We start from the raw sequence: 26,456 nt of genomic DNA, 5'->3' as shown, positions 1-26,456 counted from the left end.
GATAAAAAACGGTCTTTCGGAAGCCCAAGACCGTTTACTTTCTGGTTTTAACCGTGCTGCACTTCAATCAAGCTGACGACAAGACCATCAGGCTGAATGCACTCGTTACGTTATGAAGGACTAATGACTGATATGCGCCATTGGGGGGCAGACCCACTATTTCCCTACGGCTCGAATTGGGCTTGCCGGTCGAAAAGACGAATCGTATGCCGTAAAAATCTTTCTCATACTTAGTTATTCGATTCATGAAGCTAGTTGTCACAAAGTACCTGCCCGGTTCTGCCGGGCAGGTATCCGAACTATCCGCCAACAGAAACCTGCATTTAGGCCTCCGGTTTAGCCATCCTATTAAACACCATCAGATTTAGACGTATCAAACCAGTAGGTTTACAAAGCACCTACCCGGAAAGCCCGGGCAGGTATCCCACTTTTCAACCGCAGGTGCCAATCAGTCGGGCCCCTGGGTTTACCCTCCTTCTTTTGAATGCTATCCTACCAGCGCAGGTCATTAAAGCCTGTTGCTATTTTCAAAGATTTGTTAAAACACTTACCCGGGGAACCCAGGCAAGTGTCGGTCTTACCAAGTTATCGTGAACCCTGCCAGATAAACCGTCCTCTATTTTGCTACCACCAGTTTATGTGTGTGTAATGACCCATCCTTGTGGGTAAAGATGATCAGGTAAGTGCCGCTCTGGAAACCTTTGATATTAACTTGTGGTGAAGCAGGATTTTGTGCTTCATACAAGACTATGCCGTTCGCATCGAGGATTTTCGGCGATTTGATCACCGGCAGTAGCGACTGATCGATCCGGACTGTTTCAGATGCGGGGTTGGGGTAGACTATCGCGGTAGCATCATAAAGCTTGATGGCCACGATCCGGCTGTAAGCAAAGGTGCTATCCAGATCGACCATTTTCAGCCGGTAGAAGTTGACACCTTTGGTCGGCTGGTTGTGAAACTTTATAGTGCCATTTCTTGTGATAACGGCTTATCCATACATTTTGCGATAGATATTCCAGATTCCGCCAATAGGATAAGTACCCGGGCCGATGTAAAGCATTTCTGCCACATCTATGTAGCTCCGAGAGGAGGGAGCTATAATTATTCATATTCCTCAATTCCCAGCTTCGTGCGGAATGACTCTATTTTCCTATTACCAAACTCTTTACTGTTGCTTTGCCATTGTATATTATATGTAGGTAATACAGCCCTTCGCTCAGCCCTTCAAGACTGATAACGTTCGAAGTTTCTGATACAGCTTTATTGGCTATTACCCTGCCCGTTGTATCATACAACCGAATGGTTCCCGCACCTGCAAGCCCATCAATGCTCACTTCGCTTTTTACCGGATTAGGATAGATATTGAAATCGTTCATCACTCCGAAGTGTACCACTCTTATAAGACTATACTCATGTTGACCATTAAAGTCCATCTGCTTTAAGCGATAGTAATTTTTGTCAGCAATCGGAGCTTCGTCGGTAAAGCTATAAACAGATTTTGTGTTGCTTTCTCCTTCAGGAGAATTACTGTCTATAAAGCCTATTTGAGCCCAGTTTCTGCCATCCGCACTTCTTTCTATCGCAAAGCCTTTGTTAGTTTCCTCGGATGCCGTTGCCCAGCTTAATAATGCCGTACCTGATAGTGCCGTAGCGTTAAAATACACCAGCTTTACAGGCAGTGCATTATCCCATGTCAGTGTGTAAGTAGCCGATGTGAGATCTGTGCTACCTGCAGCATCTACATAAGCATACTCAAATGAAGTAGAAGTATAACCGCTGCCGGTAAGCTTCACACTTAGTAGCGCGGGATCGGCGAATACTGTACCGTTGGTAATATCAGACGCAGTTACCTGTGTGCCGTTGTACCATAGCTCTCCGTTAATAGGCAAAGATGTAACTACCACACCCGCAGGAGAATTATTAGAATGAGGTCCGGGGGTAGTAACGACATTGCCTGTATAAATTCCGTCTTCTGGGTCAGAACCGTTCGTTAATGGTGGGTTGCTTCCGCCATTTAATGGTATAAAGGCATCGCTTGTAGGCTGTGATGGTAACTGATACGTTACGTTATTGGAATTGGGGGGCTGGTTTAAGCCGAAGTTGACACCTGTCACGTTTGTAGTGCCTGAAATATTGATATCTGTGTCGCCATCCGCTGGAGATGTAGGTTCAGTAGAACTTACATTTACATACGCAGTCGGTGGCGTTATTCTTACGACATAGTGGCCGACATTCACTTGATCAAAAAAATAATTACCACTGGCATCTGTAGTGGCGGTGGCCAGTATGGTAGTACCGTCAGGAGCGTAGAGGGTTACAGTAACGGGGGTATTGATGGTAGCACCGTCACCCATAGGGACACCGTTCGCTCCACCAATCATACCGTCGGCATCGTTAAATACTGTGCCGCTAATGACAGCACAAGTCAACTGTGGCGCAATGTTGAACTGAGCATTCGAAGTACAGCCCCCCTCACCTGCTGCCATTACATTATAATTCGTGCCCGGGCTCATTCCCGAAATCACTCCTCCTGCACTAACACTTGGCCCTGCCGGTGAAAATGTATAACTAAGAGCGGAATTCCAATTGGTAATCGTGGCGGTTCCATTTCCAGTACAACTTGCTGCGCTTGTATTAACCACCGGCGCAGCGGGTATATCATAACGTGTTACACGCGCATCATAATTGCTCCACGGTCCGGTAAAGCAACCGTCCCTAAGTACTATTCTTGCTCTATAACGTCGGTCATCGCTGCTTGCAGTATGGCTGATAGAAGTTCCAGTACCGACAATACCAACGGTTTCTTCTTCCCATTGTACATACGCTCCGGTAGGGAGCGGACTGTACGGAGCAGGCAGCGTTGCAGTAAGTGTTTGGGCTAACGGAACAGCAGAACAGTAATTAATTTGCTGGTTTATCACTGGTGCAGGGATTGTCTGATAGCTACTCTCCACAGTAACCTCTCCAATCCAGATGTCATCATCCGCCTGAGTATATCCGTTATATGGAGGATTATCCTGCTGTGAAGAATAATAGAACCCAAGCGTTCCGTTATTATCGACAGTATTAGGCAAAGTCAGGACTAAATTATTTAAACACATTTGAATATTCCCTGCACCATCTGGATTTTTCACAAAATGATTTCCTGCGGGTATATTTCCGGTTGCACCATTTTCATAAACTATGTTAGCATATTGGTTGAAAGTCCCGGCTTGGTTAGTGATAACGGCATAGCGAACTCCATCATATTTTATCTCCAGCTTAGCCCAGCCCGAAATACTCTCTGGCCCAATAGGTATAGCATCATAAGTTCCAATACACGCTTTAATTTTTGGAGATATCCCGGCGGGGTTTACACATGTTAGATCCTGGGTTATACTTGTTTCAAGATTATTAATAATAAAGAGAACACCCGGGTTTGAAGCTCCCACACCTTGGCCTCTGATCCAACCGGAGGCATTGGAAGAAAAAGTAGGATTATTAACCCTTTGCGATGTAATCAGCTGGGCATTTGTATCGAAATAACCTATTACAATTATTAAGACAGATAATAATTTTTTCATTTTTAATATTGAAAAGTAATTCATGAAAATTTTGTTTCTAACGATATATTATTTGATGCTTAACGTTGACACCTAACCGAGCCAAATAGGAAGAAAAACTATTGAAGAGTTTGTATGACATTTGTATCCAGTTGGATTCTTCTTTGTCAGTAGAGTGGCACGAGAAATGTATCAGCATGGCAAGAGGGCGTAAATAAATTACTACGCAATGTTATTCATATTCTCTTGCTCATTCCCTGATTCGCTCGAAATCATTCTATTTTCATATCACCAACTTGCCTATTGTTGCTTTACCACGGTAAGTATCATGCGTCCCAAAAGCCCATCAATTCTTACTCGTATTTTTCTCGACTATGATAAATATTGATATTTTTGTTTTCTCCAAATCGCACCGATATTACAAAGCTATATTCGTATTGGGCATCAAATTATATTTACTTTAAACGATAATAATTTTATTGCTACTCGGTACTTCATCTGTACCTGATTTCGCCTTCTTATAATTGCACATATGAGGAGTGAGGAAACGCAAATTTAATGCGGCAAGTCGGCTGCATAAATCGGAATACATAACGAGATGTCCTCAAAAGAAAGTGATTTTCAGTGTAGTAAAATTACTAACAGTGATTAATGAATACTGTTGGATTAATCGTGTTTCGTAGATATGAAGGATCTTTTCGTGCCAGAGTTTCGAATGCTATATAATACTCGCGAAATCTGGACAGCAACTTTAAACTAAGCTTCATCCAGTCCATTCGTTGCCGAGTGAAAGGGAGATGTTACTTCATGTTTGGTTCTGAGACATTTTGAGGTTAGAAATTTGTAATAATTTACCTCGTTACAATTCATGTAGGTATATTACAACTGGTAGAGACAGAGGGCATCTGCCAGATTGATTTTGTCCGTCAATTGCAAACATCTGATAGGCCCAAAGCCACGATCGTAGGTTGATTCTATGAGCGGTATCCTATGCTTCTTTCAATCTTTGGATACCCACCTCATAAGTCAAAAAACAAGACAACAGGCTCTGATAGAAGGCTCTTAGGTTTCACGACTTTGGGAGGTTTTCACTTTCTTGTAAAATTGGCAGCGCGATAGCTGTCAAACTTTAAACATCCTGAACGTCGTTCCGCTGCTATCAGAATGTACCTGAATGGTTAGTCCAGCGAGATCAGCGAGCTCTTTGACGATGATCAATCCCAGGCCAAGGTCGGGTGGGGCAGTATTGTTTGCGGATTGATTTACGGAATTCGTACTGTTGAGCCAGGCGACTATGTTTTCAGGCAAGTTTCCAGCAGTGTCGGAAATAGTGACAATCGCCTTATTGTCGATGGAATGGGCAGAAAGAGTGATCGTATCCTGCCAGCCGATCTTTATGGCATTGTCAAGCAGGTTGTGAATAATGATTGCCAGGAACTGACGATTAACCAACATCACCGCGCTGGTCTCTGTATCGAGCCGGATCTGGGAATGACGTTCCTTAGCCAATTGGTCAAAAACAGCAGCCTTTTCTTGGAGAACTTGCTTCACTGGCACCAGTGACTCATCCACTTTCCCGTTTTGCGCTGTCGTTGCCTTGACGAATCCAAGCAGATTATCTGCGAGCTCATAGGTTTTGCTGGCCGACTCGGCTATTCCCCAACTCATTTCAGAGAGTATCCCGTGCTCTGTAGGAGTTGCCAGCAATTCATGGAGCTTTTTGCTGTACCGGATAAGGAATTTGAGGGGACTTCTCAGATCATGGCCCAAAACCGCGATAATCCTCATTTGGACTTGGAGTTGCCTTTGAAGGCTGCGCTGGGACTCTTCCAGCATTCCCATAGTTTGGGAAAGTTCTTTAGTCCGTTCATCGACGCGACGAGAAAGATCCCGGTTCCGTGAGCGAAGTGCTCTTGTGCGGAGCATGTTATACCCGATCAGCAAACCTGCGAGCAAGACGAGCATCAGACAGACAAACCACCATGTAGCAAACCAGGCTGGGGAAATCATTAGTACAATTTTTTTTTCAATGTATTGGGAGCCGAACCCGGCCATTTTGCGGATGTTTAGACGGTATTCGCCAGTGGGAAGGTTAAAAATATTGATCTTCAGGTCGTCCGCTACCCGGAACTGGGAACCTTTGCCCTTTTTATGGACGGGGTCTATACTATATGCTATATTTAGATTTTCGCGGTCCATGAAAAACGGGGTGGCGAGTTGAATGCTCAATGATCCGAAGTCGTATTCGAGCCGGATGGTATCATTGAGCGATACGGACTTCCCACTTACTTCCACCTTGTCAACAATAAAAGGATTTGTCAGCGATGATGGCGTGGGGATGCCTGGCGGAATAAACACAAGCCCGTTCATCGACGGTAAGGAAATATATCCGTTTCCGAGCCTGATGCCGCAAGGCTGGCAGCCCCCATTGAACTCGTTAATTCTAAGCCCATCTGCCCTGGAATAGTACCGAAAAAAGACCGAGGGCAACTTTCTGTCTGCAAATGCAACCAAATCATTAATTTGAGCTTGGAACAAGCCCTTATTAGTTGATATCCAGAAGTAGCCTTTTTCATCTGCGACCAGGCAATGAGCATAATTCAAATACCCCCTTAAGTCAGATGGGATCGCAAGAATCTTGTCCTTACGCAGTAAAAAAATACCATCCCCATAGGTGGTTACCCAGATTTGGTCTGGTGCAGTCGTGGTGATGCTGCGGATATTTTTTTGCTGCATCCCGTCGATGACCGACAGCTGCTTTTTTGAGGAATCCCAACAAAAAAGACCTTTGTTAGTGCCTACCCAGAGCTTGTTTTCATCAATCTGAAACAGAAACGTAATGTCAGCGCCCGTTGATGCTACCTTGTGAAAGGGATTCTTTACATCTGTCTGGTCAACGATGGCCAGGTCCCCGTTTCGAAAGCCAACCCAAATCAAACTGTCCTGTCCCTGATAGAGCCGGGACGGCTCTATGACAGATATCCATTGGGTGACACTCTGAGTAGTACCACCAGATATTTTTAAGACCGAGGTTTTGGTCCTGTACCATATATTTCCAGAATGGTCACGCAGAATTGTAAACCTACCATCAGTATTGGTGGTGTCTACTCCTGGAAGCCTTTGACGGATAAAACCGTTTTCAGTAGCCATTCTCCCATTCGGGAGTACAACTGTTGAATCATTAATTGCGTGCTGGGCGTAAAAAATATTTTCATAATCATCACCTTTTGTCGTCACGGTTTGCAAGGCCTTTTGGGAGAGAATATACATCCCTCCAGTCTGGCTTCCCGCATACAAAGTCCCGTCCAGCGAATCGAAGTAGAAACTGCTTAACCGGCGCCGGTGCGTATCTAAACCCTCCAAAACCAAACAGGTAGAAAGTGTTTTTTTTTGAGGGTCATAGCTGACTAGGTAGATATGGTCGCCCAGCGTCGCGATCAGTTGGTTGTTGATCTTGTTGACAAAAACAAGGGTTTTATGTCCTTCTTTAACAAACATGGGGTGCCGGGTGATATCCCCGCCAAGCCGGATTTGTCTGTTCCCCCGTTGAGAGACATGGATAAATTCTATACCCACCCCGGTTTGATGATAGAACAATTCATTTCCTGTCGACATGAAGTTTTTTAAGTTCGGGGTCGTATCTCCGGGGGCTTGGAATGGTGCCAGGCCGCTGGGGCCCAAAAAGGGGACCACACCAGCAACCTTGCCCGACTGAAAAATGACGACTTTCTGATTGAAGCAAGCAAAATACCGTCCCGTTTTGGTTGTAACGACAAGGTGTTGTTGCTTAAAGTCGCGGGAGAGGGTTCTCCTGATCATTTCTGGTTCCGCCAGTTTCAGCCGAATGAAGGCTGAGATGGGGCCCCTGTCAATATCGCGGATAAAAAGGTTAGCCGAATCGACTGTCGCCGTACCACCCGAGATTCGGACGGCCCTGTTGAACTCGGAATATGCATAGATTTCTCCCGTTGCCGCGTTCCTTTGAAATTGGTAAAAACGGTCACTTTCAATGCCCAGTGATTTCTTTGTAAAAATCTTAAAACTCTTGCCGTCATATCTGACCAGACCCTGCTCGGTTGCCAGCCAGATGAAGCCCAATTCATCGTGGACGATACTGCGCACACTGTTTTGGGGGAGGCCTTCTTCCTCGGTCAACTGTCTGAGGCTGTATTCGTCGATTGCAGGGCGCTGGGCGCAGACTATCAGACCAGAAAATAAAATAGCATACACCGAGACCAAAATAATCCTCATAATACAAGCAGGTAAAATGATGCGCTATTTTAAAGAAAAAATAGATTATTTATGTAGTTCTAGGCACAGCTCTAACTGTCGTTCAAAATCTGAAATCAGAATTGTTGTCGTCCGAGATCTCGAACGGCTGATCGATACGGGAACGGGTCTATGCTGCCCCGCTGGCCAGATAGAATACCAGTGACATGGTTGAAATGAAGGCCAGGTCTTACAAAGTCATTAAAGCCTCATGTAATTCTTCTGGCGTGGAGATTTTTAGCTTTTTGTAAATAGAGCTCTTGACAGCGCTTATTGTCCCTGAGGCGATGTTAAGATGCCCTGCAATATCCTTATTGCTTAGTCCGTCGGCCAGCATCCTGGCCACTTCGTATTGCCTCAATGTCAGAGATGGGCGAGAGATACCGCGGTTTTGGGACTGCAAATGGAAGACAAATGCATTGACCAGGGAATTGTGGAAGTAAACCTTGCCCGAGCGCACAATTTCGATACAGGAAGCAATGTCGTTGTCTTCAAGCGAAAAGAAGCCCGCAATGCCGGCTTTGTAATACATGCGGATCACGCCTGGGATCGAGCTCACATCATATGCGATGACCATTGATTGTGGGTATTTTTTTTTCAGCAGTGTTATGTAACCGATTCCTGCTTTACCGGAAGAGCGGACTAAGCTTATGATGATCATTTCGGGAACCGAAGCCCGGGGCAACTCTTCAAATGATGAGAATGCTGTTATTTTATATTCGGTGGCGATGCCGGCCAACGTGGCCAGCAAGCTGTTCCTGATGATGGGGAGCTCTTCAATTAGAAAAACCGAGTTGGTCATACTGAATTTCTGTTTGCCGTTGTTGATGAGAAAAGTTGAAGCAAGCCGCTGAAACCAACTTTCTCTGGTTGGTTTCAAATTTAGTAAGTGCCAAAGGCGATCACGTTAGATTGACCTAGCGAGATCGAACCAATTCGTTACTACAAACAACGTAGTTTGTTCACTAAAAAATGAGGGGCTAGATGTTAGGCTTGATGTATCCTGGCCACGAGCAGCAGGCGAATTTCTTTACTTTTGACTATAGGATAATTAATGATGCCGATTGCCAAATACTGGTCGGGACTTGCAAATAGGATTGGCAGGCCCAGGGAACACTTTTTGCCTAAGGCCTGATATTGGCCTTAGGCTTTACCAACTGACGTGTATAGAGTGTTGAATGACTTGAATGCATCTATTTTAACAGCTCTAGCTAAACTAGTTTGGTTAGGTGACAGCCTAATCGAAAAGAAGATTTCTAAGCACGTGTGCAACTAGGGCTTGAATAGTAAATTATACCTATCGGAAGACCACCTATATATTTAGGGTAGCGGGGAGGTCCGATAAAATCCATTGTAAACAAAGAAGGCCGGACGCTTAGGCTCCCGGCCTTACCCACTTATTTCAACGTAGTTGCCAAAGAGCAAAATCCTCCATTAAGGATCAAGATGGATTTGATACCTAATGGCTGTTAGCACTGAAACCAAACGTTGCTTTTTTGTAACGGTCAAGCGTCTGCGCTGGGCGCCGCGGTAAATCCTTGTTGCCCAGCGCAAAACATTTAAACATTAACTAGTTATGGCTTATATCTTTTCAGCAGGCCGGCCAGGACAAGTACGACCAACGCGCTAGCGCTTACAGTTAAAATCCAGAAAGTGGCTGGCGATAACCACAGGTCTGCTTCCAAATTATCCGCAAGCATCCTGCCGCCGATTAATGCAGTAATTATGCAAAGCAGCAGTTGAGCTGTGGATGAAAGAGAAAATCGGCTCAGCACATTGTTTGCCAACCAACCTGCAAGCGCTCCGATAAGTAGTGATGTTACCAAACTGGCCATAATTAGTTTAGGTTAAAAAGGTAATGGGATGCTACACCGCCGGTATTCGCAGTACCTGGCCAGGATAGATCAGCTCCGAATCTTTGAGCATGGGCTTGTTAGCCTCGAAGATGACCGGATACTTCATCATATCCCCATAATACTGCTTGGCGATCGCGGAAAGCGTATCTCCCTTGCCGACCGTGTGGAACCTGGACTGCAGCTGCGGGGCGGCTACAGCAATTCGGTTGTCCACGATTTCAACTCCTTCGACGTTGCCGACAGCCAGCGCGATCTTCTCTGAATCTTGTTGGGTGTTAGTCTTGCCTTCGAGGATAACTGTATGCCCTGATGTTTTTTACTTTCAGCGAGGTATATGATAGTCCAAGGGACTGAACATGTCCAAGCAAGGCGCTGGCCCGAAGAGGTTCGGGATTTTCGGGAACCGCGGTGGTGTAAGCTTCCTCTTTTTTAAAAATCTTTTCGCCGACTCCTTGATGAATGAAAGTAGACCCATACTGTAAGTTGAATTTAAGTGAAAACTGAATTTAGATTGATTTGAGTAGTTTCGCTTTTGCCAGGTTTCGACAGCGAGTAAAGGGGCATATGCGATTTGAGCGCCTATACTTTTTCCCTAGATCCTGAACGCCCCAAGCATCTAGCCACCAAAGAAACTCCTTTCTGTTATCAGGCTGAAAATGAATTACCTGACCGTTGTTTAATAAAATCGTAAAGTAATCGTCTGGTTGAATGAACCGGATCAATTCACAGGCATTGTAGCGAAAACCTGGATAAATGGATCTTACCACATTAATGTATTAATTTTCTGGTAATGAAATGGTTATATGCCACATGTCTCCGGCGTTAGCAACTTTATCGGTTCCCCAGGAGCCTGCGCGGCCATCGGGGCGTAAGTAAACCTCGAACGTAGCAGTCGTGAGCTGGCTTGCTTTCAACAGGATGCTTCCACAAGCTGCACCCTTTCCACATACACCCGAAACCGGTGTATTGCTATGAAGTATCTTGCGGCCGGTCTGATCCAGCACCAACTCTGGCGTGCCAGAGAGTTTGACCAGATTGATGGATTCTGTTACAAGCTCTAATTCGGTACTGAAACCAAGCCGCTTCCCGGAAAAAAAGGTAGTAGCTCCAAGGCCAATCAGGGAAATAACTGGGTCATTTACAGGTCTGCTGAAAGTAAGGCGGAGCTTGCCGTAATAATAACGGCTGGCGTCACTGGTGGCCGCCATGGTGGTGATCAAAGGTTTGGCGGAAAGGAAAATTTGCACCCCAAGATTCGAGTTGAGATTAATCCCATTTCCAATTGGGCCGTCCGGATGGGCGGTAAAAAGATTGCTGGCAGTGTCAGTAAGTGCATAGCTGGTGTTAGCGACCCGTGTGCCGATGGCATTCTGCTGTGATTTTCCCGATGCAGCCCCGAAAGTAATTCCGGTAACGTGCTGTGGTACATTAAGAAATGCTTGGTCGTCAAGGCTCAGCGTGACGGTCAGCGGCTTTTTTGCAGGATCAAAGTATTTAGCTCCGTTACCCGCGCCATTTCTGTTCAGGTAGAACGAAAGTGTCTGCGGGATCGAAGTTGGCCCGATCGGGATTGGCGGCTTGATACTGTTGCTGATGCCGTCCTGAACAAGCTCAAGTGTATTTTTTTGCGCATTTGTTTGCCAAGCGATCATCGGGGCCACAATCAGGACTAGTAAAACGGTGCTTCTGCTCATAGATGGGATAATTATTGACAAGGATGCAATAGGGTATTCCCTGAACTGAATGTAAGCGATAAAAACGCCTTCTGATCCCAAAAGGTCGTTTCCTGCCTGGTAATAAACTGTGCTGTACTTGAATTTAATCAGGCTGACCGCAGGGCTATCAGCCTGAAAGCACTTCTCAACGTTATGAAATTAGTTAGCCTGAAATCGGTGTTTTTTGTTGTTTCTTTTAGACACTTACCCAGGAAGCCCCGGGCAAGTGTCGGTCTAGTCATGGTGATCAACGCCATGAAATGGATCACCCGTCCTTCTATCCTATTGATTTTAGTGTGTGTATTGTGCCATCCTTATAGTCCTTGTTTTCCGGTTCGAAGGCGGCTGTCGAGCTCTTTGCGCTTGCGTTTACTGACGTAAGCAGTACCCCCGCATCGTAGCAGCAGAACATTGTTCTCTATGTTGCGCATTTCGATCTGGCGCAGGTTGACCAGAAACGATTTGTGCACGCGCATAAAGCCCAGCCCCAGCCTGACAGTCATCGTTTTCAACGTTTTGCAGACCAGGTATTTTTTTCCGGTCAGCGTATGTACATACGTATAGTTCCCTCCCCCTTCCAGATATGTTATCGACCTGGTATCCAAAACAATGTTTTGTCCCATGTGAATAATCCGGAGCCTTGGGCCGAGGTTGAGTATTGATTCTGGGTTGCTGCTTAACAAATTGTTCAAAGCCATTTGAATTTTTGGAGTAAGTCTTTCATTTTGAGCCGCCTGTTGGGATGTCTTATTATATCAAGATTAACTTTTTGTTTGATTATGCTGCTGTGATTTGACAATACAAACCTAATATGCTTTGTCCGTAGTACTATTCGAAAGAACTAATGACAGAGATTTAGAAAAAGTGGATTTTTATTGTAGTTAAAGCACTAATACTGGAAGTGTAACAGGTGTGATCCATCGCCGGGAACTAGCGGATAGGGATTCTTATCAGGCTGACCGGCGTCCGAATACAGGTTGGCATAAAGTGGAACGCCGGAAGCAAGCTGAATGGGGATCCCATGAATAGTATTGTCCGGGAGGCCATTGCCATCATCAAACACTGTTCCGACAAGAACGACATTGGACGCAATGAAGGAGTTAATAGCGCTCAGATCAGCCCCTTGTTAGGTCAGAAAGCAGGATAGCTGCTGCTGTTTATATAGCCGTTTACACGCTCGCTACTGCGTTGTACATCGGGGTCAGCCGGTAGAAGCGAATAGCCGAAAAAAGTATCCCCGACGCCCAGGCCCAGCTACGCGAGAATGATAAACATACTATTTACATCCTGCGAGCAAGGACATTAATCATCGAGGGAAACGGCGATGCTGTGAGCTGATCGTTAATCTCAGTCGCGGTCGCCTTATTGTCATTGCGCCTGAACACGATGCTAGGCATATTGAAGATAAATGTAGTTGGCCCTTATGGCCCGGAGTGAGGCCCACCATTTACCCCTTTTTGTGTCGAGGCATTGTTAAATGCCAACACATCCGAATAGATGTTGTTTGCGCCCAGGCCGTTATTGGTTCTCCCTGATAAAGCCTTGATTGCCGTTACTTTCAGCGCATCGTCGCTATTCCCCCCGGGGTATCGATCACGATCCCACTTGTGTTCAGGTTTGAAGAGGTGATGCTGATATCTGGATTCCAAATCAGGTCAACCCTTTCGATGTTATTGGCCATAATGTTGGCACTTTGGCCGGGATTAGCCCCGGCATTGGATTAAATATTGGCAAAGGTGTTGTCTGATCCGGTGTTGATATAAGCAGTTTAACAGGACGACTTGGGGCTAAGTCTAGCGTTCCTGGTTAGGAAGCCACCAGGTTAAAACGTTTGGAGTCGAAGTTTTATCCTGGGTGGCTTTCGAATAAAATGCCTGCCGGTCTTTCCAGTCGGCTGCCGGTTGATTGGATATGACAACTCAATTTTAAGGGTGTACCGTCGCTAAGAGCGGTTTCGTCGCACGAAAACACCGGTAGTTGACTGAGATTTTTGATATTGATGAGTAATACCATTGACAAGAAATGAAGTCATTCGCTTGTTGTTGGTCGTGAAATTATAGGTGTTGTTACTTCCGGCAGGTAGTCTGGAGGTAATATCGGAATAGGGAGAGGCCACCGTTGCATTGTAGTTGGTTGGGGTAGCTGGGACAGAGCTAACGACCGGATTGGTAAACGTTGTCTGGGCATTGACATCGAGCAGCTGATAGGCAACAGACATCGCCAGAGCTAGCCTCTATTCAAAGCCAGATTCCTTGAGGACCTGGCTTTGAATAGAGGTTACACATAACTACATTTTTTTGCACTATCAAAGATCTACGGCCGGTATGCCAGCAAAAACTCCAGGATTAGTCCATTGATTATTTGCCAACAACAATTTTCTGAATAAGAGCAGTGTTATCCTGGCTCACGGCACGGATCAGATAAGTCCCTACGGGTAGTTTGGATACGTCGATCCCGTTTGCTGGCTGATAGTCCCCGGCCAATATAACCCTGCCGTTCATGTCGATAAGCCCGTAATTTCTAATGGTCATATCGGCTGCTTTGAGGAACACTACTCCGCTGGCCGGGTTAGGGAAGGCGACCATTCCAGGCAATGTTTGAAAACTGGTCTCGCGGATCCGGCTGAATGCGAAAGTCCCATCAAAATCAACCATCTTCAAACGGTAGTAATTTATACCCTTGGACGGGGTCTGGTCGACAAAGCTGTATTTGATCAAAGCGCTGCTTTCACCGTGGCTTTTCTGTATACCTACCGCTTGCCAGTCCCGGGCATTGTTGCTGCGCTGGATTTCAAAATAGTCCGAATTGGTTTCTGAGGTGGTCGACCAGGACAGTATTGCTGTGCTGGTCTCGGTGGTGACATCGAAGCTGGCCAGGGTGACCGGCATGGGGACTTCGATCATGTAATCTTCCACTTCACCGCCGGAGGCAAGGCCGGTGGGATTTGCTGCGAGCGGATCGCTGCTTAAACGAAACCGCGCATAAACTTTGTTCGGCGCGTTCAGACCGGTCCATGTCAGACTGTAACTGGCGGTGCCGGAACTGGCTGGCACCGGAATCGAAAGCCTCTCCGATGATTCAAAAGTGCCGCTTTGGTCCCAATCTATCCACGCATATAGTGTAGCGGCAGTGCTTGTGTTATTAGTCGCAGAAACCGCTACCGAATAGCTAGTTGCGCCAGCATGAAGCGTGGCAGGGGTTACCCCGTCTTCGTCATCGATGTTATCCAGGTTATCGGCATTTGCGATTGCGGATGCTAAATACAGGTTTTCAATATCCAGCTTCGCGCCCAGGTACAAAAGGGGGTCGCAAGAAACACTGATGGTTTGCGCTGGCTGGCCATGGACCGCTTCGCCGTATGAGATCGGATCATCACCATAATCGGTAAGAGCGCGAAGGGAGATATTGTCGATGTAGAAATCGTTACCGATCGCGCTACCTCCCGGATATCTCAATTCAAGCGAATATGTGCCATCCGAAGGAGGCGTCAATGTCACAAAAACCTTCTGCCAGGGAGAGGACGCGTCATCATCGGACAGCGCCGATGCCGGCGGCAGGTCCAGGGTTCCTGAGGCAACGGCCACCCCGGACGAGTTTAGCAGCCGGTAAGGGACCGAGACAGTTGTGTTGATGCCCTGGGTAGTCGCATTGGCATTTTTTCCGTCAAAGCTGAAAAGATACGAAAGGCTGCCTTTCAGGTTCAGGCCAGGCTGGTTGAAGAACGGCAGGTTGTTGCCCGCACCGTTGATGATCAGGAATTTGTCGTAGACATCCCCTGTGGTGGTACCGTAGGTCTTACGCCAGTGAGTGGGGTAAACATTGATCAATGATTTGGTCTGGTTGCCATCGTTGTTGCTGTCTATCAAATCTCCGAGGGTGCCAATGTAGGAAGTTACCGTGAAACGGCTTTCCTGGATCATCACACCAGCACCCCAACCCGTAATTGCGCTAAATTCGTTGGCTTTATTCGCATAGGTATACTGCGTGTTGGTCGGATTTGACAGGCCTGCATTCCCATACAGAACCGTATTGCTGAAATCCTTGCTGAACCCGGGCTGTTCAGGGTGCACACGGAGGTAGCTGCCTGCACCAGTTCCTGTCGAGAAGGAACCGAATGTGCCGTTTTCTGCCAAAGTGATCAGGTTGTTGGTGAAGGGCGGCGTGCCGTTCAGGGTCGCGCAGGACTGCGATACCTGGGCTTGTTTCAGGGTAAAATTCAGGTTACCCTTGTCAGTATCGGCCCGGAACCGGTTTACATATGTATTGCTTTGCTGGTTGTCCCAATAAACGCTTCCGGTAGTGCCAGATGACTGGGCAAGTTGCAAATGGTTAGCAAAAGTGATTGCCCCGGTAGGCGAATAGTAATACTGCGAGGTCGAAAAGCGCTGGCCGGAGTTGGTCCAGGCGGGATCGACAAAGAAAGGGATTGTATTCGAGGCGATTTGGTACCCAGCAGGAGGCTGCACAATAAGCGAGAACTGACCGTCAGGAATCTGAGCAGGGCTGAATGTGTATTGTCCGGCAGCGTCGGTCAAAGCGGTAAATAGCACATTACCCCCTCCCCCGCCAGCGGAGTATGTTTCGCCTAGGATAGCAACGGTAACCCCGGATAAAGGGGTCCCCTGGTTGGTAACCGTGCCTTGCAAACAAACTTTTTCATAGAACTCCAGTTCCCCGATCTGGATCGAGCTTTCATTGGGGTCACTAGTCTCGGTTATTAATAGCCGGTATTGCATATACGCAGACGTGTTGGCAAAAGAAAATACCCGTGACTGTCCGGTGTAAGCAAAACTTTGTCCCGAGCGTGTATCCAGGTCCGTCCAAGTTGTTCCGTCGTTGGAGCCCTGAAAGGTCCAGTCACGCGGGGCGCGGCTTGGAAAATCGTTGGCAGTGCTGATCAGGTAGCCAGTCAGTGCTTTAGCGCCCTGGTCACCGAAGTTCACCCCTATCCAGTTGGGGGCGGCGGCTGTCGTATTGTGCCCACCGCGGTACCATTTATTACCGGCGTCGTTATTGTTGTTGAATGCCCTGTCGTATTCCTGGCCGAAACTATCTCCGCTGGCAAAGAAATAGGACTTTGCCAGCCCGTCGGTTGCATCTTTCATACATTGCTGTGCATTTGCGGCATTACAAAGCACCGCCAGCGGTACGAAGTGGCCCAATATTTGCAGGTACCTGCCTGTAAATAGGTGCCTTACCCGGGATCTTACGTTGAAATAAGTGTTCATTTTAGGATAGTTTAAAAATGTTGTATGTACCAATAGAAAAGTGTGTGATAAGTTTAAGGTCCTTCATTAGATTAACGGCGACACGTGGCGCATTACGGATCTGCCTGGATTGCTCGTTATATGTTGTTAAATACTAGTCCTGAGGTATTTGAAGAAACAGCGTGTAACTGTTTTCGCTGCTTTGTTGGATTTTACTGGTTTAGATTGACAATACAAACTTAACGTGACCTAACCGTAGTACTGTTCGGTTGACCTAATGACGTTTACTCAAAAAAAGTGGAATGTTCTTGTAGTGAAATCACTAATATTCAAAAAACAGAGTAGGTGTAGCCCACCTTTTCCACTCTGGAGAGCCGACAGAGATTGTCAAATACAAAAGAAGACGATGATATGGGTCATCCACATCAGCCGACGCGCCGATACACTAGAGTAATATGGGTGTGAACTGGCGAACTTACTAAATCGAGCTACAACGTATAGATTGTTTCGTCAGCTTGGAATAGCTTTATCGATGCTTCGAATAGGAAATGCCCGCCAGTGAATGTCGACTCCGTTGAGATCATTTAGGTTTTCTATTTAAATTGACTCAAACCACAGCTAGGTATAACAGTAGCAGATGCTTGGAACTGAGCATTTTCGTGCAATAATTTTGGTTAAAACTCATAGGGAAGTAGACTTTTAGCTTTCGTCAAAAGACAGCCGATAAGCAAGCTACTCATCGGCTGTCAAAAATTGCCTTTCGAGGTGTTTTTAAGTTTAATATGTAAGCAATAGCTTTCTATTGACGGTGGTTCCATCCTTCAGTTTTAATTTCACGAAGTAGACACCGATGGGAAGAAAAGGGATTCGTATACCAGTATGAATGTCTTCACCTTTGACACTTCTCAGAACGGTTTGATCTGAAGTCTGGATTTCAAGATTTTCAATTTGCGCAGTTTGGCCTTAGAGGACTGCTGTGCCTTTGGAGGTTTGATACTCAGGCTATTGTATTGCAATACCAACGACTGCACATGTTAGGGCACCGCGCTTGCTCGATATGGTTTCGCTGATTCGGAAGTGGGTATGGCAGCACTTGTTCTTTTTTTTAAATTTTCTCGCCAACCCCTTTAACGAAAGATAACAAATCCATGGAATGAATAATTATTAAGGTGAATAAAGACAGGGTATATAGAGACTTCTCAATGTCCGATTGCCTTCAGTAGCTCTGGCATGGTGTGGATCCCCAACTTTTTGTAAACAGCCTTTCTGATTGTGGATACCGCTGCAGCCGTAATGCCAAGCCGTTCTGCAGTAGCGGTAACTCCAAACCCTCCGATGAGCAGAGTGGATACCTCGTATTGCCTGAGCGTTAACGAGGGCCCGAATTTACCCGGCTTGCTGGTTTGCAAATAATTCACAAACGCGTTGACCATGAAACTTGGAAAATAGGTCTTTCCAGCTAGGACAGTGCGGATGCATGGCAAGATCTCGTCGCTTTCCATCGAGAAATAACCTTTGATACCGGCTTTGTAAAGTATGCGAACCATGCCGGGTACTGTATCGGTGCCATAGCAGATGATCGGAGAATTAGGGTATTTTTGCTTCAAAGAGGCAATTGCCTCTATCTTATCCCGGGTGGAAGGTCGTGTAAGGTTTATCAAACAGAGCTCCGCTTGCAGGCAGGGTTCTATGCCCCCAATCGAGCTATAGGTATTGATTTTACCGTTAGGTAAAAACCCTGCCAGAATTGCGCGGATGCCGATCTGAACAATGGCTGTTTCTTCGATAAGTATGATTGAATTGATCATCGATCCGGGTTTTGTAGAAGTGGGTTAGTTTAGGGAGGGCTGGCGCGCTGAGGGCCAATCCCTTCCCTTGTCGTGTATAGTGACCTTCTGGTTAAGGCAGCATTGCCCGGCAGCAGGTTATTTGATTTTTATTACCCTTTTAGTTGCGACCGTACCTTGGGGTAACAACCTGTATTAGATATACGCCGCAACGCAGGGTGCCAAGATCTATGATGGCCTGAGAGCCTTCGTTTTTCGGCTGTTTTATCTTTGTACCGTTTGCGTCAAAGATTGTTGATAAGCGGACTCCCAGTCATACCCTTGATCGTAATATCGCCTGCAACCGGAATGGGGTATACGTCCACCATTTCTCATTTGTCAAGGTCACGACACGCACGGAACTGTATTCATTTTTCCGTCAAAGTCAACTTGTTTCAACCGGTAATATTGCTGTTTACCTTATTGCAAAAGAGTATCCCAATTTCAATGCGCTGTTTCCATTCGTTGATTTGCTTTCCACGAAACCGATTTGATTCCAGGTTCTGACATCGGCGCTGCGTTCGACAGCAAAGCCCTTATTGTCTACTTCGGTTGCCGTTTCCCAATCCAGAGCAGCTGTTCTGCCCTCGGTTTTGACATTAAAGGAGATCAGTTTTACTGGCAGTGGATTTTCCCATGACAGTGTGTATATAGCCGGAGAAGAGTCTTTAATGCCTACGTCATCTGCATAAGCATAGTTAATGGAAACAGACAAATTGGTTCCGGCAGTAGCACTATTGCGCGAAGAGGTAAAGTAACTACTTAATGGGTTACCAAGCCAATTAAGGCTATTTAAAATTGGTGCCTCACCCATTGTCGTCGGGGAATGGCCAATCCCTTTAAGAGCACCCTCAAAAGTTAGCCCTGGGGGGGCGCTGTAGTACTTACTACTGGGTATTGCTGGTTGGAGATCGATAATGTTACAATTGTTGCGGGTGTATAACCGCTGAATGTAGCTGAGGTGCTCGCATTTTTTGTAGAATCTAGCCGTTTGAGCGGAGGTATTAGGCCCGGTGGCAGTAGTAGAAGCGCTGCCGCTGTACAGTTTAAGTTGCTGAGCCTTAGCTAAGTTGTTGCCTAACAACGCTGTCATAGCAATTATCATTCTTAGTTTGGAGAGTTGATTCATAACTTGTGTTTTTACTAATTGCTTTTTTATAAAGAAGGCCCAGGTGTGAAACCTATGTCCAGTCCAAGGGCATTAAGTGGCACATTACTGAAAGCGGAGATTGCCTGTGAGGTTGCTGATAAAGTCGGCGACATCACTCATTTGATAAAAGCTTGTGTACCTGCTTTCGCTTCTTTCGAATTGTAGCTGATACGATTTGACAATGCAAACTTAATTTACCTTGGCGGCTGTATGGTTCGGAGAATCTAACGGCAAACGTTCAAAAACGGAGGATTTTTATCGTAGTAAAATCACTAACAAAATACTTGGCAAATGCTGCTTATATCACCGGGCCTTGTAGACGCGAAAGGATAGCTTTCGCGTTAGAGCCCTGGAAGGCTCCCCCTGTGACATCATCTGGCAAGCATCTGCGCGGCAACGATATCAGATTAGAGATGTTTTAATCGCATTTAGCGCTCTCGCCATGATGCCTGGAAGTGGTAACAGCTCAGAATTGATAGCTTGAACGCTACCAATGCATAACTGTAAAGGGCGGGTGATTGTCAGAAGCCTCTAATGAAGTACTCCAAGTTTCTTGGCCAAATCCATCATATTGTTTACTCCGAGCTTTTGGAAAATTCTGTGGCGGTGGGTGCTGACTGTCGAAGGATGTAGGCTTAGAAGACTGGAAACTTCTGAAACACTTTTGCCGGTCAGGAAAAGATTTACCACCTCCCGTTCACGCAAGGAGAGTTGTTCTTGGGGGGATTCTAGTGTCTTTCCGGATTTGATGAACATATTGAAACCTTGGTCCCTTACATTCTGACTAAGGTACATTTTGTTCTGAAAAATAATGGTTTCGACTGCTACCTTCAACTCTGCCTCACTGGCATCCTTGGTAAGGTAGCCGTTTGCGCCGGCTTTGATGAATTCCAGTGCATACAGATTTTCGTCCCAGGAGGTATAAACTAGGACTTTCTGCTCACTCCTTCTGCTTTTGATATTTTCAATCATTTTGACACTCTCCCCGCCGGGAATTGAGACGTCTAGAATCACCAGGGAAAACTCTTCCTCGATAATTGCATTGATTGCCCTTTTGAAATTATCGACTTCGGTAATTTGGCAATTGCCCAAAAAAGAGTGCAGAATGGTTCTGGTACCTGCCCGCATCACAGGGTGATCTTCTACCAATAGAATTTTAGTCATGGGTCACGATTTTACTTTTTTGATCCGAGGAGAAGTCGCTCCGTCGAAAGCCAAAAGTAGAAATTTTTTCAGTACTTCAAATTTGCCGGTTTTCCTTTCAATGCGGATATGCCCGCCAGTGAAATGTAGAATAGAAAAAATGACCACATTTTTTGTAGGCGGGGAAAGTTTCGCTTCGTTCAATACTCAAATCGCTCAGCTTTAAATCAGAGCTTTTGATTAGATGCAGGCAGACGCTATCGCTTGTGGATGCGACTCGGTAGAGAAAAAACTAAGTCTAAATCATGATGCTATATTAATGTATAATCAGTATGTAAGACTTCCCCGCATCATGGCAATTATCCAACCTTTGAAAGGTCGCAGATCATTTCGCCCTACTTGTAATAAATCAGGACCGGACAGCCAATTCGCTGTCCGGCCCTGATTTAGCTACTTAGTGTTCTGGTGGAATACATTGTTTGGCCGTAGTCGAAGCAAATAACGACGGCGGCAGGTTGTTCTGCTATCGAGTTACCGCGACTTTTTGCCGCAAACTGGAACCATCATTGAGCATCAGTACCAAGGTGTAAATACCCGACGGCAATTCCCGTACATCGATACCGGATTCCAGATCGGAACTACCGACTTTTTTAACTACGCTTCCATCTATCCCCACAACCAAAGCGCTATTAAGATTTTTTACAATCGACCGAAGCACAAACACTCTGGTTGTTGCCGGGTTTGGATAAATATTCACGTCGGCGAAGCTTGTTTCTCCAACGTATACTATCCGACTATACGAGAATGTGCTATCGCGGTCCACCATTTTCAGACGGTAGTAGTTGAGTAGCGTAAATGGCTTTCTGTCTTCGAATTCGTATGTCACAATTCCGGCACCTTCGCCTTTGGACGGAGATAGTCCAATCGTTGACCAGGTTTTAGCGTCCAGGCTACGCTGTACTTCAAAATGGCTGCTGTTGGTCTCTTCACTGGTAGACCAACTCAAATGGTTTACATTTTCTTTAGCCGTTGCCACAAAATTTACCAACCTGACCGGCAATTTGCAATCGGTTAGGTTGACAGATACTATCCTAGTCACGCAACCTCCTACCACAATGGTGCATTCGTAGTGCCCATCGTCGCTGGTGGTATAATTGGGGAAGTAGATGGCCCTTTCGGAGGATATATACACACCATCCTTTGCCCAGGAGTAAGTAGCATCAACCATATCCGGTACGCTTAGTGTATAAGAGCTTCCGGAGCACGGCTTATCACTCGATTCTGAGGTTAGTGCGTCCAGTGCCCCAATAGAGATTTGAACCGGCGTTGAATTTCCACAGGCATCGGTCACTCTGACGATATAGGACGTCCCAGCTTGCAGGCCGTCTATCGTCTCGGTCCCGTCAGAATCATTGGTGAGGTTAATGTAGCCAATGTCGGTTTGAGAAGTGAGGCGATAATCCACTTTAAGAGGTTGAGCGCCTATAAAGGACAACAGGGCCTTCCCGGAGGATGCTGGGCTCCCATCTGGCTGTTCGCAAATGATACCTAATTTTTTTGTAATCACAGGTAAAGAACCGCCTGGCAAAATCTGAATGTTTGTTTTTGAAAAATCATACGGTCCGCAACCTGTCACATGAGCTACTGCCGAGTAGGTCCCGGCTACCAGATTGGTGAACACTCCGCCTGGTGCTGTTCCCGAGCCTACTGTGATACCATCCTCGTTAAGAAGGTCGAAATCTACCGAGCCATTGCCTTTCAAGTTTACCGAGATGGTAATATCCCCAATCCCCCCGCACAGCTGGCGGACAGTTGCATCGATATGCTGGTCCTGGGTTTCACCCGCTGGAAGAGTTACCACCACTGTCCTTGTCTGGCCGCACTGGTTGTCTATTTCAATGGTGTAAGTTCCTCCCGGAATTACATCCGTCCAGATATAGTTTCCACCCCCGCCATTGGTTCCTTCTTTGCCGACACCCGACGCGCTTGGGGATATGATACGTGCGGTAGCTTGGGCAAGATTGGCCATAACACCTTCTATCCTGACGTTCATCGTTGTACGACCATTGATGCTAGCACAACCTACGTAAGTGCCAGGCGTTGCCGTTAGTACGCCTGGATACCCAGTTGGGGGCGTCACGGTTTTTGAAATGGTTTTTCCGCAGGCGTCAGTAGCGGTAACTGTGTAAGTGCCAGAAGCCAGATCGGAGAAATACACACTTGTATTGCTACGGTCAGTCGGTGAAGTGGTTTGCTGGGCAATGATGGTTCCGCCAAGGTTTTTCAGCTCATAGTGGATAGGGATCACGGTCAACTCACTAACATCGGCCCATATCCCGTAGTTAATCCCACCATCAGAAGCCGGCTCGCAACCAGCTGCCTCGATGGTTGCGTTCATGTCAACGCTGTCCAGAGCCGGATCATACTCATAGCAATATGTGGTCTGATCTCCGCACGGCGTTCTTAATACAAAAATAAGATTCTTCCGATTAGGGACTAAAATGTCTGGATTGTCTGTGGGGTTTAAATGTACAGTCATTGTCAACGACCCATTAACAGGAGTCTCACAGGTGCCGTTGTTTTCGTAAACATCGATATCGATTCCCGAGGCCGGAAGTGATTCCAAGCCGACGCCATTGGCAAGATAGAATCGGATGTACACGCTGTTTTGGACTTGCGTACAGTTCAAATCGTAGTATTTGGGATAAGCTTGGTTAATTGCAAGGTCATTTGGGTAGGTTTTCTCTATGCTGATTTGGTGCGTTACAAAAACGCCACAAGCATCCTTCACTCTTACATTAAATACTCCATAGACACCAGATGAGTATGAATTGGCATTGCCGTATAAGATAGAAGGATCGTTGTCGGCTATGCCCGGATCTCCCTGGAAGTAAGCATACTGGTAGGGTGGCCTGCCACTTGAGGCAGTGGTCATTATCACGCCTCCGGCTCCATTTGACGAACATACACCACTTACCTGGGAGCTGGCAACCAGATCTTCGTACTGGTCGGCGATTGTAACGGTGGTATTTGCAAATGTTGCGGGGTTGGCTTGGCAACTGGCTTTCACCGTGTATTCACCAGGAAGTAAATCAGAGAATGTCTCTGAGTTCTGGGCTCCGGTTGGATATCCTTGAGGCCCGGAGGTGATCTGGTAAAGAATGCCGGTTCCAACACCCGTATTGATTGTTAGACTGCCGTTGGAGGGGCATGTCGCAGCCGTGGGTGTCACGTTGATAATTTGAATCTGGGTCGGGCACTGAGCTAACACAGGCATTGTAAGAGCCGACCATAAGTTAAACGCCAAAGCCAGGACCGTAGATTTTGATGTATTAAATCTTTGGTGAGGATAAACTTTTGCCATTGTTTCTGATTGATTAAATTTTAAAAGCTGGGAAGAGATGTTAACTAACACTCAGTGAGAGAAAATGAGTGGGTGATGATACCTAAATGTCGATCTATTTTAGTTAGATATACGTCGAGCATAAGAGAGGAGTTTGGTTTGCAGAATCTGACAATCGTATTTGTTTTTAGATACTGCCAACTTCTGAGGTAATTAGCTATTCGCAAGTAATTTAGATCGTTTGAAGTCGCAAATTTAGTTCGTATAAAAACCCTATGATGTAGTTGAAGGTTGGAAATACTTTGTCTATAATATACGATTGCCTTAGTTATTTAACTAATGGAAAGCCTAAGAATCCATGATGAACTCGTAAATCAAATAGTAAGTATATAAGCTATGATACTGAGTATCGAAACTTATATATGCACACGATATTGTAAATGACTTAAATCGTAAAAAATTTGTTAATTTATACCATGTGACATGATTTCTGGGAAATCGGATATTTGTCAAGCACAAAAAGATGACAAGAAGCACTTAATATTGGTAGGCCATAACCGATCTGAACTATTTTCAACGGCGGGTCAGTTCATCAGGTAAAGCTGCAACGTGGTAAAGGCTAACTCACATTGATGGATGGTTTCCGCAAGGCTCCAAAATTCGATTATTGGGTACAGCTCATCAACGGACGCTTTGTATTGCGGCAATTTTATTGATTGATATTAATACTTTTCGACAAACAATACGATTGCTTCGATCAATACGCCTGTTGTCGCAATTATTGACAAAAAAATATCGACAGGGTTTAAAATTATTGCTAATTTCGTACATGCAGAGAGAGGGTTTGTTTAATGAGAAAAATACTATTAATATGCTCGGCGGAATTGAAATTACTGATCTGAATTGTAACATCTATCCTATAAAGTAGCCTCGAATCTTGTGGAAATAACGGTTATTTTGTCGCTGATTAGTATTTTGAATTAAGAAGAAAAAACTTTAACATTAGCCGCTTTGAGGTATTGGATAAATAGTATATGATTGGTGATGAGAGGAAAATAGAAAATTAATATTCCCTTTGAATTACCCATCTAAGAGGCATTGTTGCATTTATGTAAGTTTGAGTAACTTAGGCTGTTTTTCATCCTCCCGCTATTTCGGGAGGCATGATTACAAATACCAATCTATGTTACGATAGAGCTAATTATTTTTTGCTTCGTCTATTTAATTGGAGTGTATGCTTGTTCAGTTGTGCCTCCATGGTGGGTGGCCGAAGCTGATACTTCTCTTTTTTTACTAGAAGGGTGTTTTTGTTAATTATTGGATTAATAATACTCATATAGTACGAAGCGCCCAGTCGAACAATCACCCTTCCGCACTTTACGGGAGGGCATGATTTTTTGTCTGCATGGAGACGCGGATGGCTCAAATGTTAATGTTTAGCTTTCGTAAAATTGTCTCATTACCCAAAGCAGAATATTGACACAGTAGCCTTTTCTTTGATTTCTATACCTGTGCGAATGCGAGTGGTGTCGTTCCGGGAAGGGCTTAATGCGGGTGTAGATGCGTGGAGTTATCCGTTCATTTATCCGATAGACTATGAATGGCCCCGACTATCACCCTCTTCTAGCGATTCAGAAAAATGGACATCTAATATGTCTCAATCATCATTGTATCGATTGACTATATTTTGTTCTATTATATGTAGCCTTTGATGAGCTGAAATGGACCCTTTTTCAACCGGATCCAGTTTTGCGGCTAAGGTAGGTGCAGGTGCGACTATTAATTATCAGAGGATTTTCGAATTCATATGAGGGTTTGATAAGGATTACCGCTTTAAAGGACTAGTACTCAAATACGATCCGTACCCTGTCGTGGTAGGAATTTTACTCAGACCGGTGCGCTTTACACTGAGAGATGTTTTGGTAGTGATCAGTGTTAGACTTTATCTCGGTTGGCCTATGATTTGACGGACGCAAATTTTCCGGCTGAACGTGTTTATTTGGATGGCACCGTGATTGCTGTTGCGATCGCAATTGGGAAAATACATGGCTTGCGAAAATAGTAACGGTTTTGTAGGACTGGATTGGGATTTAATAAGCCTTTCGGGTAAGTAAAAGGAAGCTTACAGATTACGTGTTTATCTATTGAGAAGATTTTAACAATAGGCAAGTAGACATGTTGGCGTTCGATAAAGGTACCGATCTGGATAGCTTGCCGGTATGCTTTGTGGCCAGTGTTAGCGAGTTGTCCAGCCGGGGTTCGATCAATGGCTGTCGGTTTTAGGTATGTTTGCTGTTCGGACTACTGAACCCTTTTACGTCGGAAAAATTCTCATCATCTTCTGTATTTGACAAATTCCTCCAGTTTGTGTCTGTTAGATCACCGGCATGCTTTACCCTATCGAT

The 26,456-nt window shown here is 45.6% G+C and carries 14 protein-coding genes and 1 pseudogene; all 15 read right to left on the bottom strand.

Annotation, left to right across the window (positions count from 1 at the left end; genetic code table 11):
* Positions 1 to 616: 616 nt before the first annotated feature.
* The gene (locus ACQ4MZ_RS31180) at positions 617 to 913 is read right to left on the bottom strand and encodes a T9SS type A sorting domain-containing protein (protein WP_430851944.1); all 297 of its coding nucleotides are present in this window, start codon (positions 911 to 913) and stop codon (positions 617 to 619) included.
* A gap of 229 nt (positions 914 to 1,142) precedes the next feature.
* Positions 1,143 to 3,563, bottom strand: coding sequence for a T9SS type A sorting domain-containing protein (locus ACQ4MZ_RS31175; RefSeq protein ID WP_430851942.1), 2,421 nt, complete (start codon positions 3,561 to 3,563; stop codon positions 1,143 to 1,145).
* Between the two features lie 1,101 nt (positions 3,564 to 4,664).
* Positions 4,665 to 7,793, bottom strand: coding sequence for a sensor histidine kinase (locus ACQ4MZ_RS31170; RefSeq protein ID WP_430851940.1), 3,129 nt, complete (start codon positions 7,791 to 7,793; stop codon positions 4,665 to 4,667).
* 208 nt (positions 7,794 to 8,001) lie between these two features.
* The gene (locus ACQ4MZ_RS31165) at positions 8,002 to 8,691 is read right to left on the bottom strand and encodes a LuxR C-terminal-related transcriptional regulator (RefSeq protein WP_430851938.1); all 690 of its coding nucleotides are present in this window, start codon (positions 8,689 to 8,691) and stop codon (positions 8,002 to 8,004) included.
* A 694-nt stretch (positions 8,692 to 9,385) separates the two neighbouring features.
* On the bottom strand, positions 9,386 to 9,646 hold the full coding sequence (locus tag ACQ4MZ_RS31160; RefSeq protein ID WP_430851936.1) for a hypothetical protein: 261 nt from the start codon (positions 9,644 to 9,646) through the stop codon (positions 9,386 to 9,388).
* A 31-nt stretch (positions 9,647 to 9,677) separates the two neighbouring features.
* Positions 9,678 to 10,142: pseudogene (lysM, locus tag ACQ4MZ_RS31155) on the bottom strand (peptidoglycan-binding protein LysM).
* 301 nt (positions 10,143 to 10,443) lie between these two features.
* Positions 10,444 to 11,361 carry a hypothetical protein gene (locus ACQ4MZ_RS31150; protein ID WP_430851934.1) on the bottom strand — a complete coding sequence of 306 codons (918 nt, stop codon included), beginning with the start codon at positions 11,359 to 11,361 and terminating at the stop codon, positions 10,444 to 10,446.
* 335 nt (positions 11,362 to 11,696) lie between these two features.
* Positions 11,697 to 12,005: a LytR/AlgR family response regulator transcription factor gene (locus ACQ4MZ_RS31145; RefSeq protein ID WP_430851932.1), complete on the bottom strand. Its 309-nt coding sequence runs from the start codon at positions 12,003 to 12,005 to the stop codon at positions 11,697 to 11,699.
* Positions 12,006 to 12,940: 935 nt separating this feature from the next.
* Positions 12,941 to 13,063, bottom strand: a complete 123-nt coding sequence (locus ACQ4MZ_RS31140; protein ID WP_430851930.1) for a hypothetical protein — start codon at positions 13,061 to 13,063, stop codon at positions 12,941 to 12,943.
* 261 nt (positions 13,064 to 13,324) lie between these two features.
* A complete protein-coding gene (locus ACQ4MZ_RS31135; protein WP_430851928.1) occupies positions 13,325 to 13,600 on the bottom strand; it encodes a hypothetical protein in 276 nt (91 codons plus the stop codon).
* 139 nt (positions 13,601 to 13,739) lie between these two features.
* Positions 13,740 to 16,610, bottom strand: coding sequence for a GEVED domain-containing protein (locus tag ACQ4MZ_RS31130; RefSeq protein WP_430851926.1), 2,871 nt, complete (start codon positions 16,608 to 16,610; stop codon positions 13,740 to 13,742).
* Between the two features lie 1,178 nt (positions 16,611 to 17,788).
* Positions 17,789 to 18,397, bottom strand: a complete 609-nt coding sequence (locus ACQ4MZ_RS31125; protein ID WP_430851924.1) for a LuxR C-terminal-related transcriptional regulator — start codon at positions 18,395 to 18,397, stop codon at positions 17,789 to 17,791.
* 433 nt (positions 18,398 to 18,830) lie between these two features.
* Positions 18,831 to 19,544, bottom strand: coding sequence for a hypothetical protein (locus ACQ4MZ_RS31120; protein ID WP_430851922.1), 714 nt, complete (start codon positions 19,542 to 19,544; stop codon positions 18,831 to 18,833).
* Between the two features lie 552 nt (positions 19,545 to 20,096).
* Complete coding sequence (locus ACQ4MZ_RS31115; RefSeq protein WP_430851920.1) at positions 20,097 to 20,729, bottom strand: response regulator; 633 nt, start codon at positions 20,727 to 20,729, stop codon at positions 20,097 to 20,099.
* A 502-nt stretch (positions 20,730 to 21,231) separates the two neighbouring features.
* On the bottom strand, positions 21,232 to 24,123 hold the full coding sequence (locus ACQ4MZ_RS31110; RefSeq protein WP_430851918.1) for a T9SS type A sorting domain-containing protein: 2,892 nt from the start codon (positions 24,121 to 24,123) through the stop codon (positions 21,232 to 21,234).
* Between the last annotated feature and the right edge of the window lie 2,333 nt (positions 24,124 to 26,456).

Source organism: Dyadobacter sp. BHUBP1, from assembly GCF_050587785.1.
Taxonomy (GTDB): Bacteria; Bacteroidota; Bacteroidia; order Cytophagales; family Spirosomataceae; genus Dyadobacter.
The sequence above is the reverse complement of the archived record's forward strand: the minus strand, read 5'-3'. Positions and strand labels throughout refer to the sequence as shown.

Excerpts from the sequence above, each read along its gene's own strand:
- ACQ4MZ_RS31180 (WP_430851944.1), bottom strand. The coding sequence starts at position 913 with ATGGTCGATCTGGATAGCACCTTTGCTTACAGCCGGATCGTGGCCATC.
- ACQ4MZ_RS31175 (WP_430851942.1), bottom strand. The coding sequence starts at position 3,563 with ATGAAAAAATTATTATCTGTCTTAATAATTGTAATAGGTTATTTCGAT.
- ACQ4MZ_RS31170 (WP_430851940.1), bottom strand. The coding sequence starts at position 7,793 with ATGAGGATTATTTTGGTCTCGGTGTATGCTATTTTATTTTCTGGTCTG.
- ACQ4MZ_RS31160 (WP_430851936.1), bottom strand. The coding sequence starts at position 9,646 with ATGGCCAGTTTGGTAACATCACTACTTATCGGAGCGCTTGCAGGTTGG.
- ACQ4MZ_RS31150 (WP_430851934.1), bottom strand. The coding sequence starts at position 11,361 with ATGAGCAGAAGCACCGTTTTACTAGTCCTGATTGTGGCCCCGATGATC.
- ACQ4MZ_RS31145 (WP_430851932.1), bottom strand. The coding sequence starts at position 12,005 with ATGGGACAAAACATTGTTTTGGATACCAGGTCGATAACATATCTGGAA.
- ACQ4MZ_RS31140 (WP_430851930.1), bottom strand. The coding sequence starts at position 13,063 with ATGGCCAATAACATCGAAAGGGTTGACCTGATTTGGAATCCAGATATC.
- ACQ4MZ_RS31135 (WP_430851928.1), bottom strand. The coding sequence starts at position 13,600 with ATGTCTGTTGCCTATCAGCTGCTCGATGTCAATGCCCAGACAACGTTT.
- ACQ4MZ_RS31130 (WP_430851926.1), bottom strand. The coding sequence starts at position 16,610 with ATGAACACTTATTTCAACGTAAGATCCCGGGTAAGGCACCTATTTACA.
- ACQ4MZ_RS31125 (WP_430851924.1), bottom strand. The coding sequence starts at position 18,397 with ATGATCAATTCAATCATACTTATCGAAGAAACAGCCATTGTTCAGATC.
- ACQ4MZ_RS31120 (WP_430851922.1), bottom strand. The coding sequence starts at position 19,544 with ATGAATCAACTCTCCAAACTAAGAATGATAATTGCTATGACAGCGTTG.
- ACQ4MZ_RS31115 (WP_430851920.1), bottom strand. The coding sequence starts at position 20,729 with ATGACTAAAATTCTATTGGTAGAAGATCACCCTGTGATGCGGGCAGGT.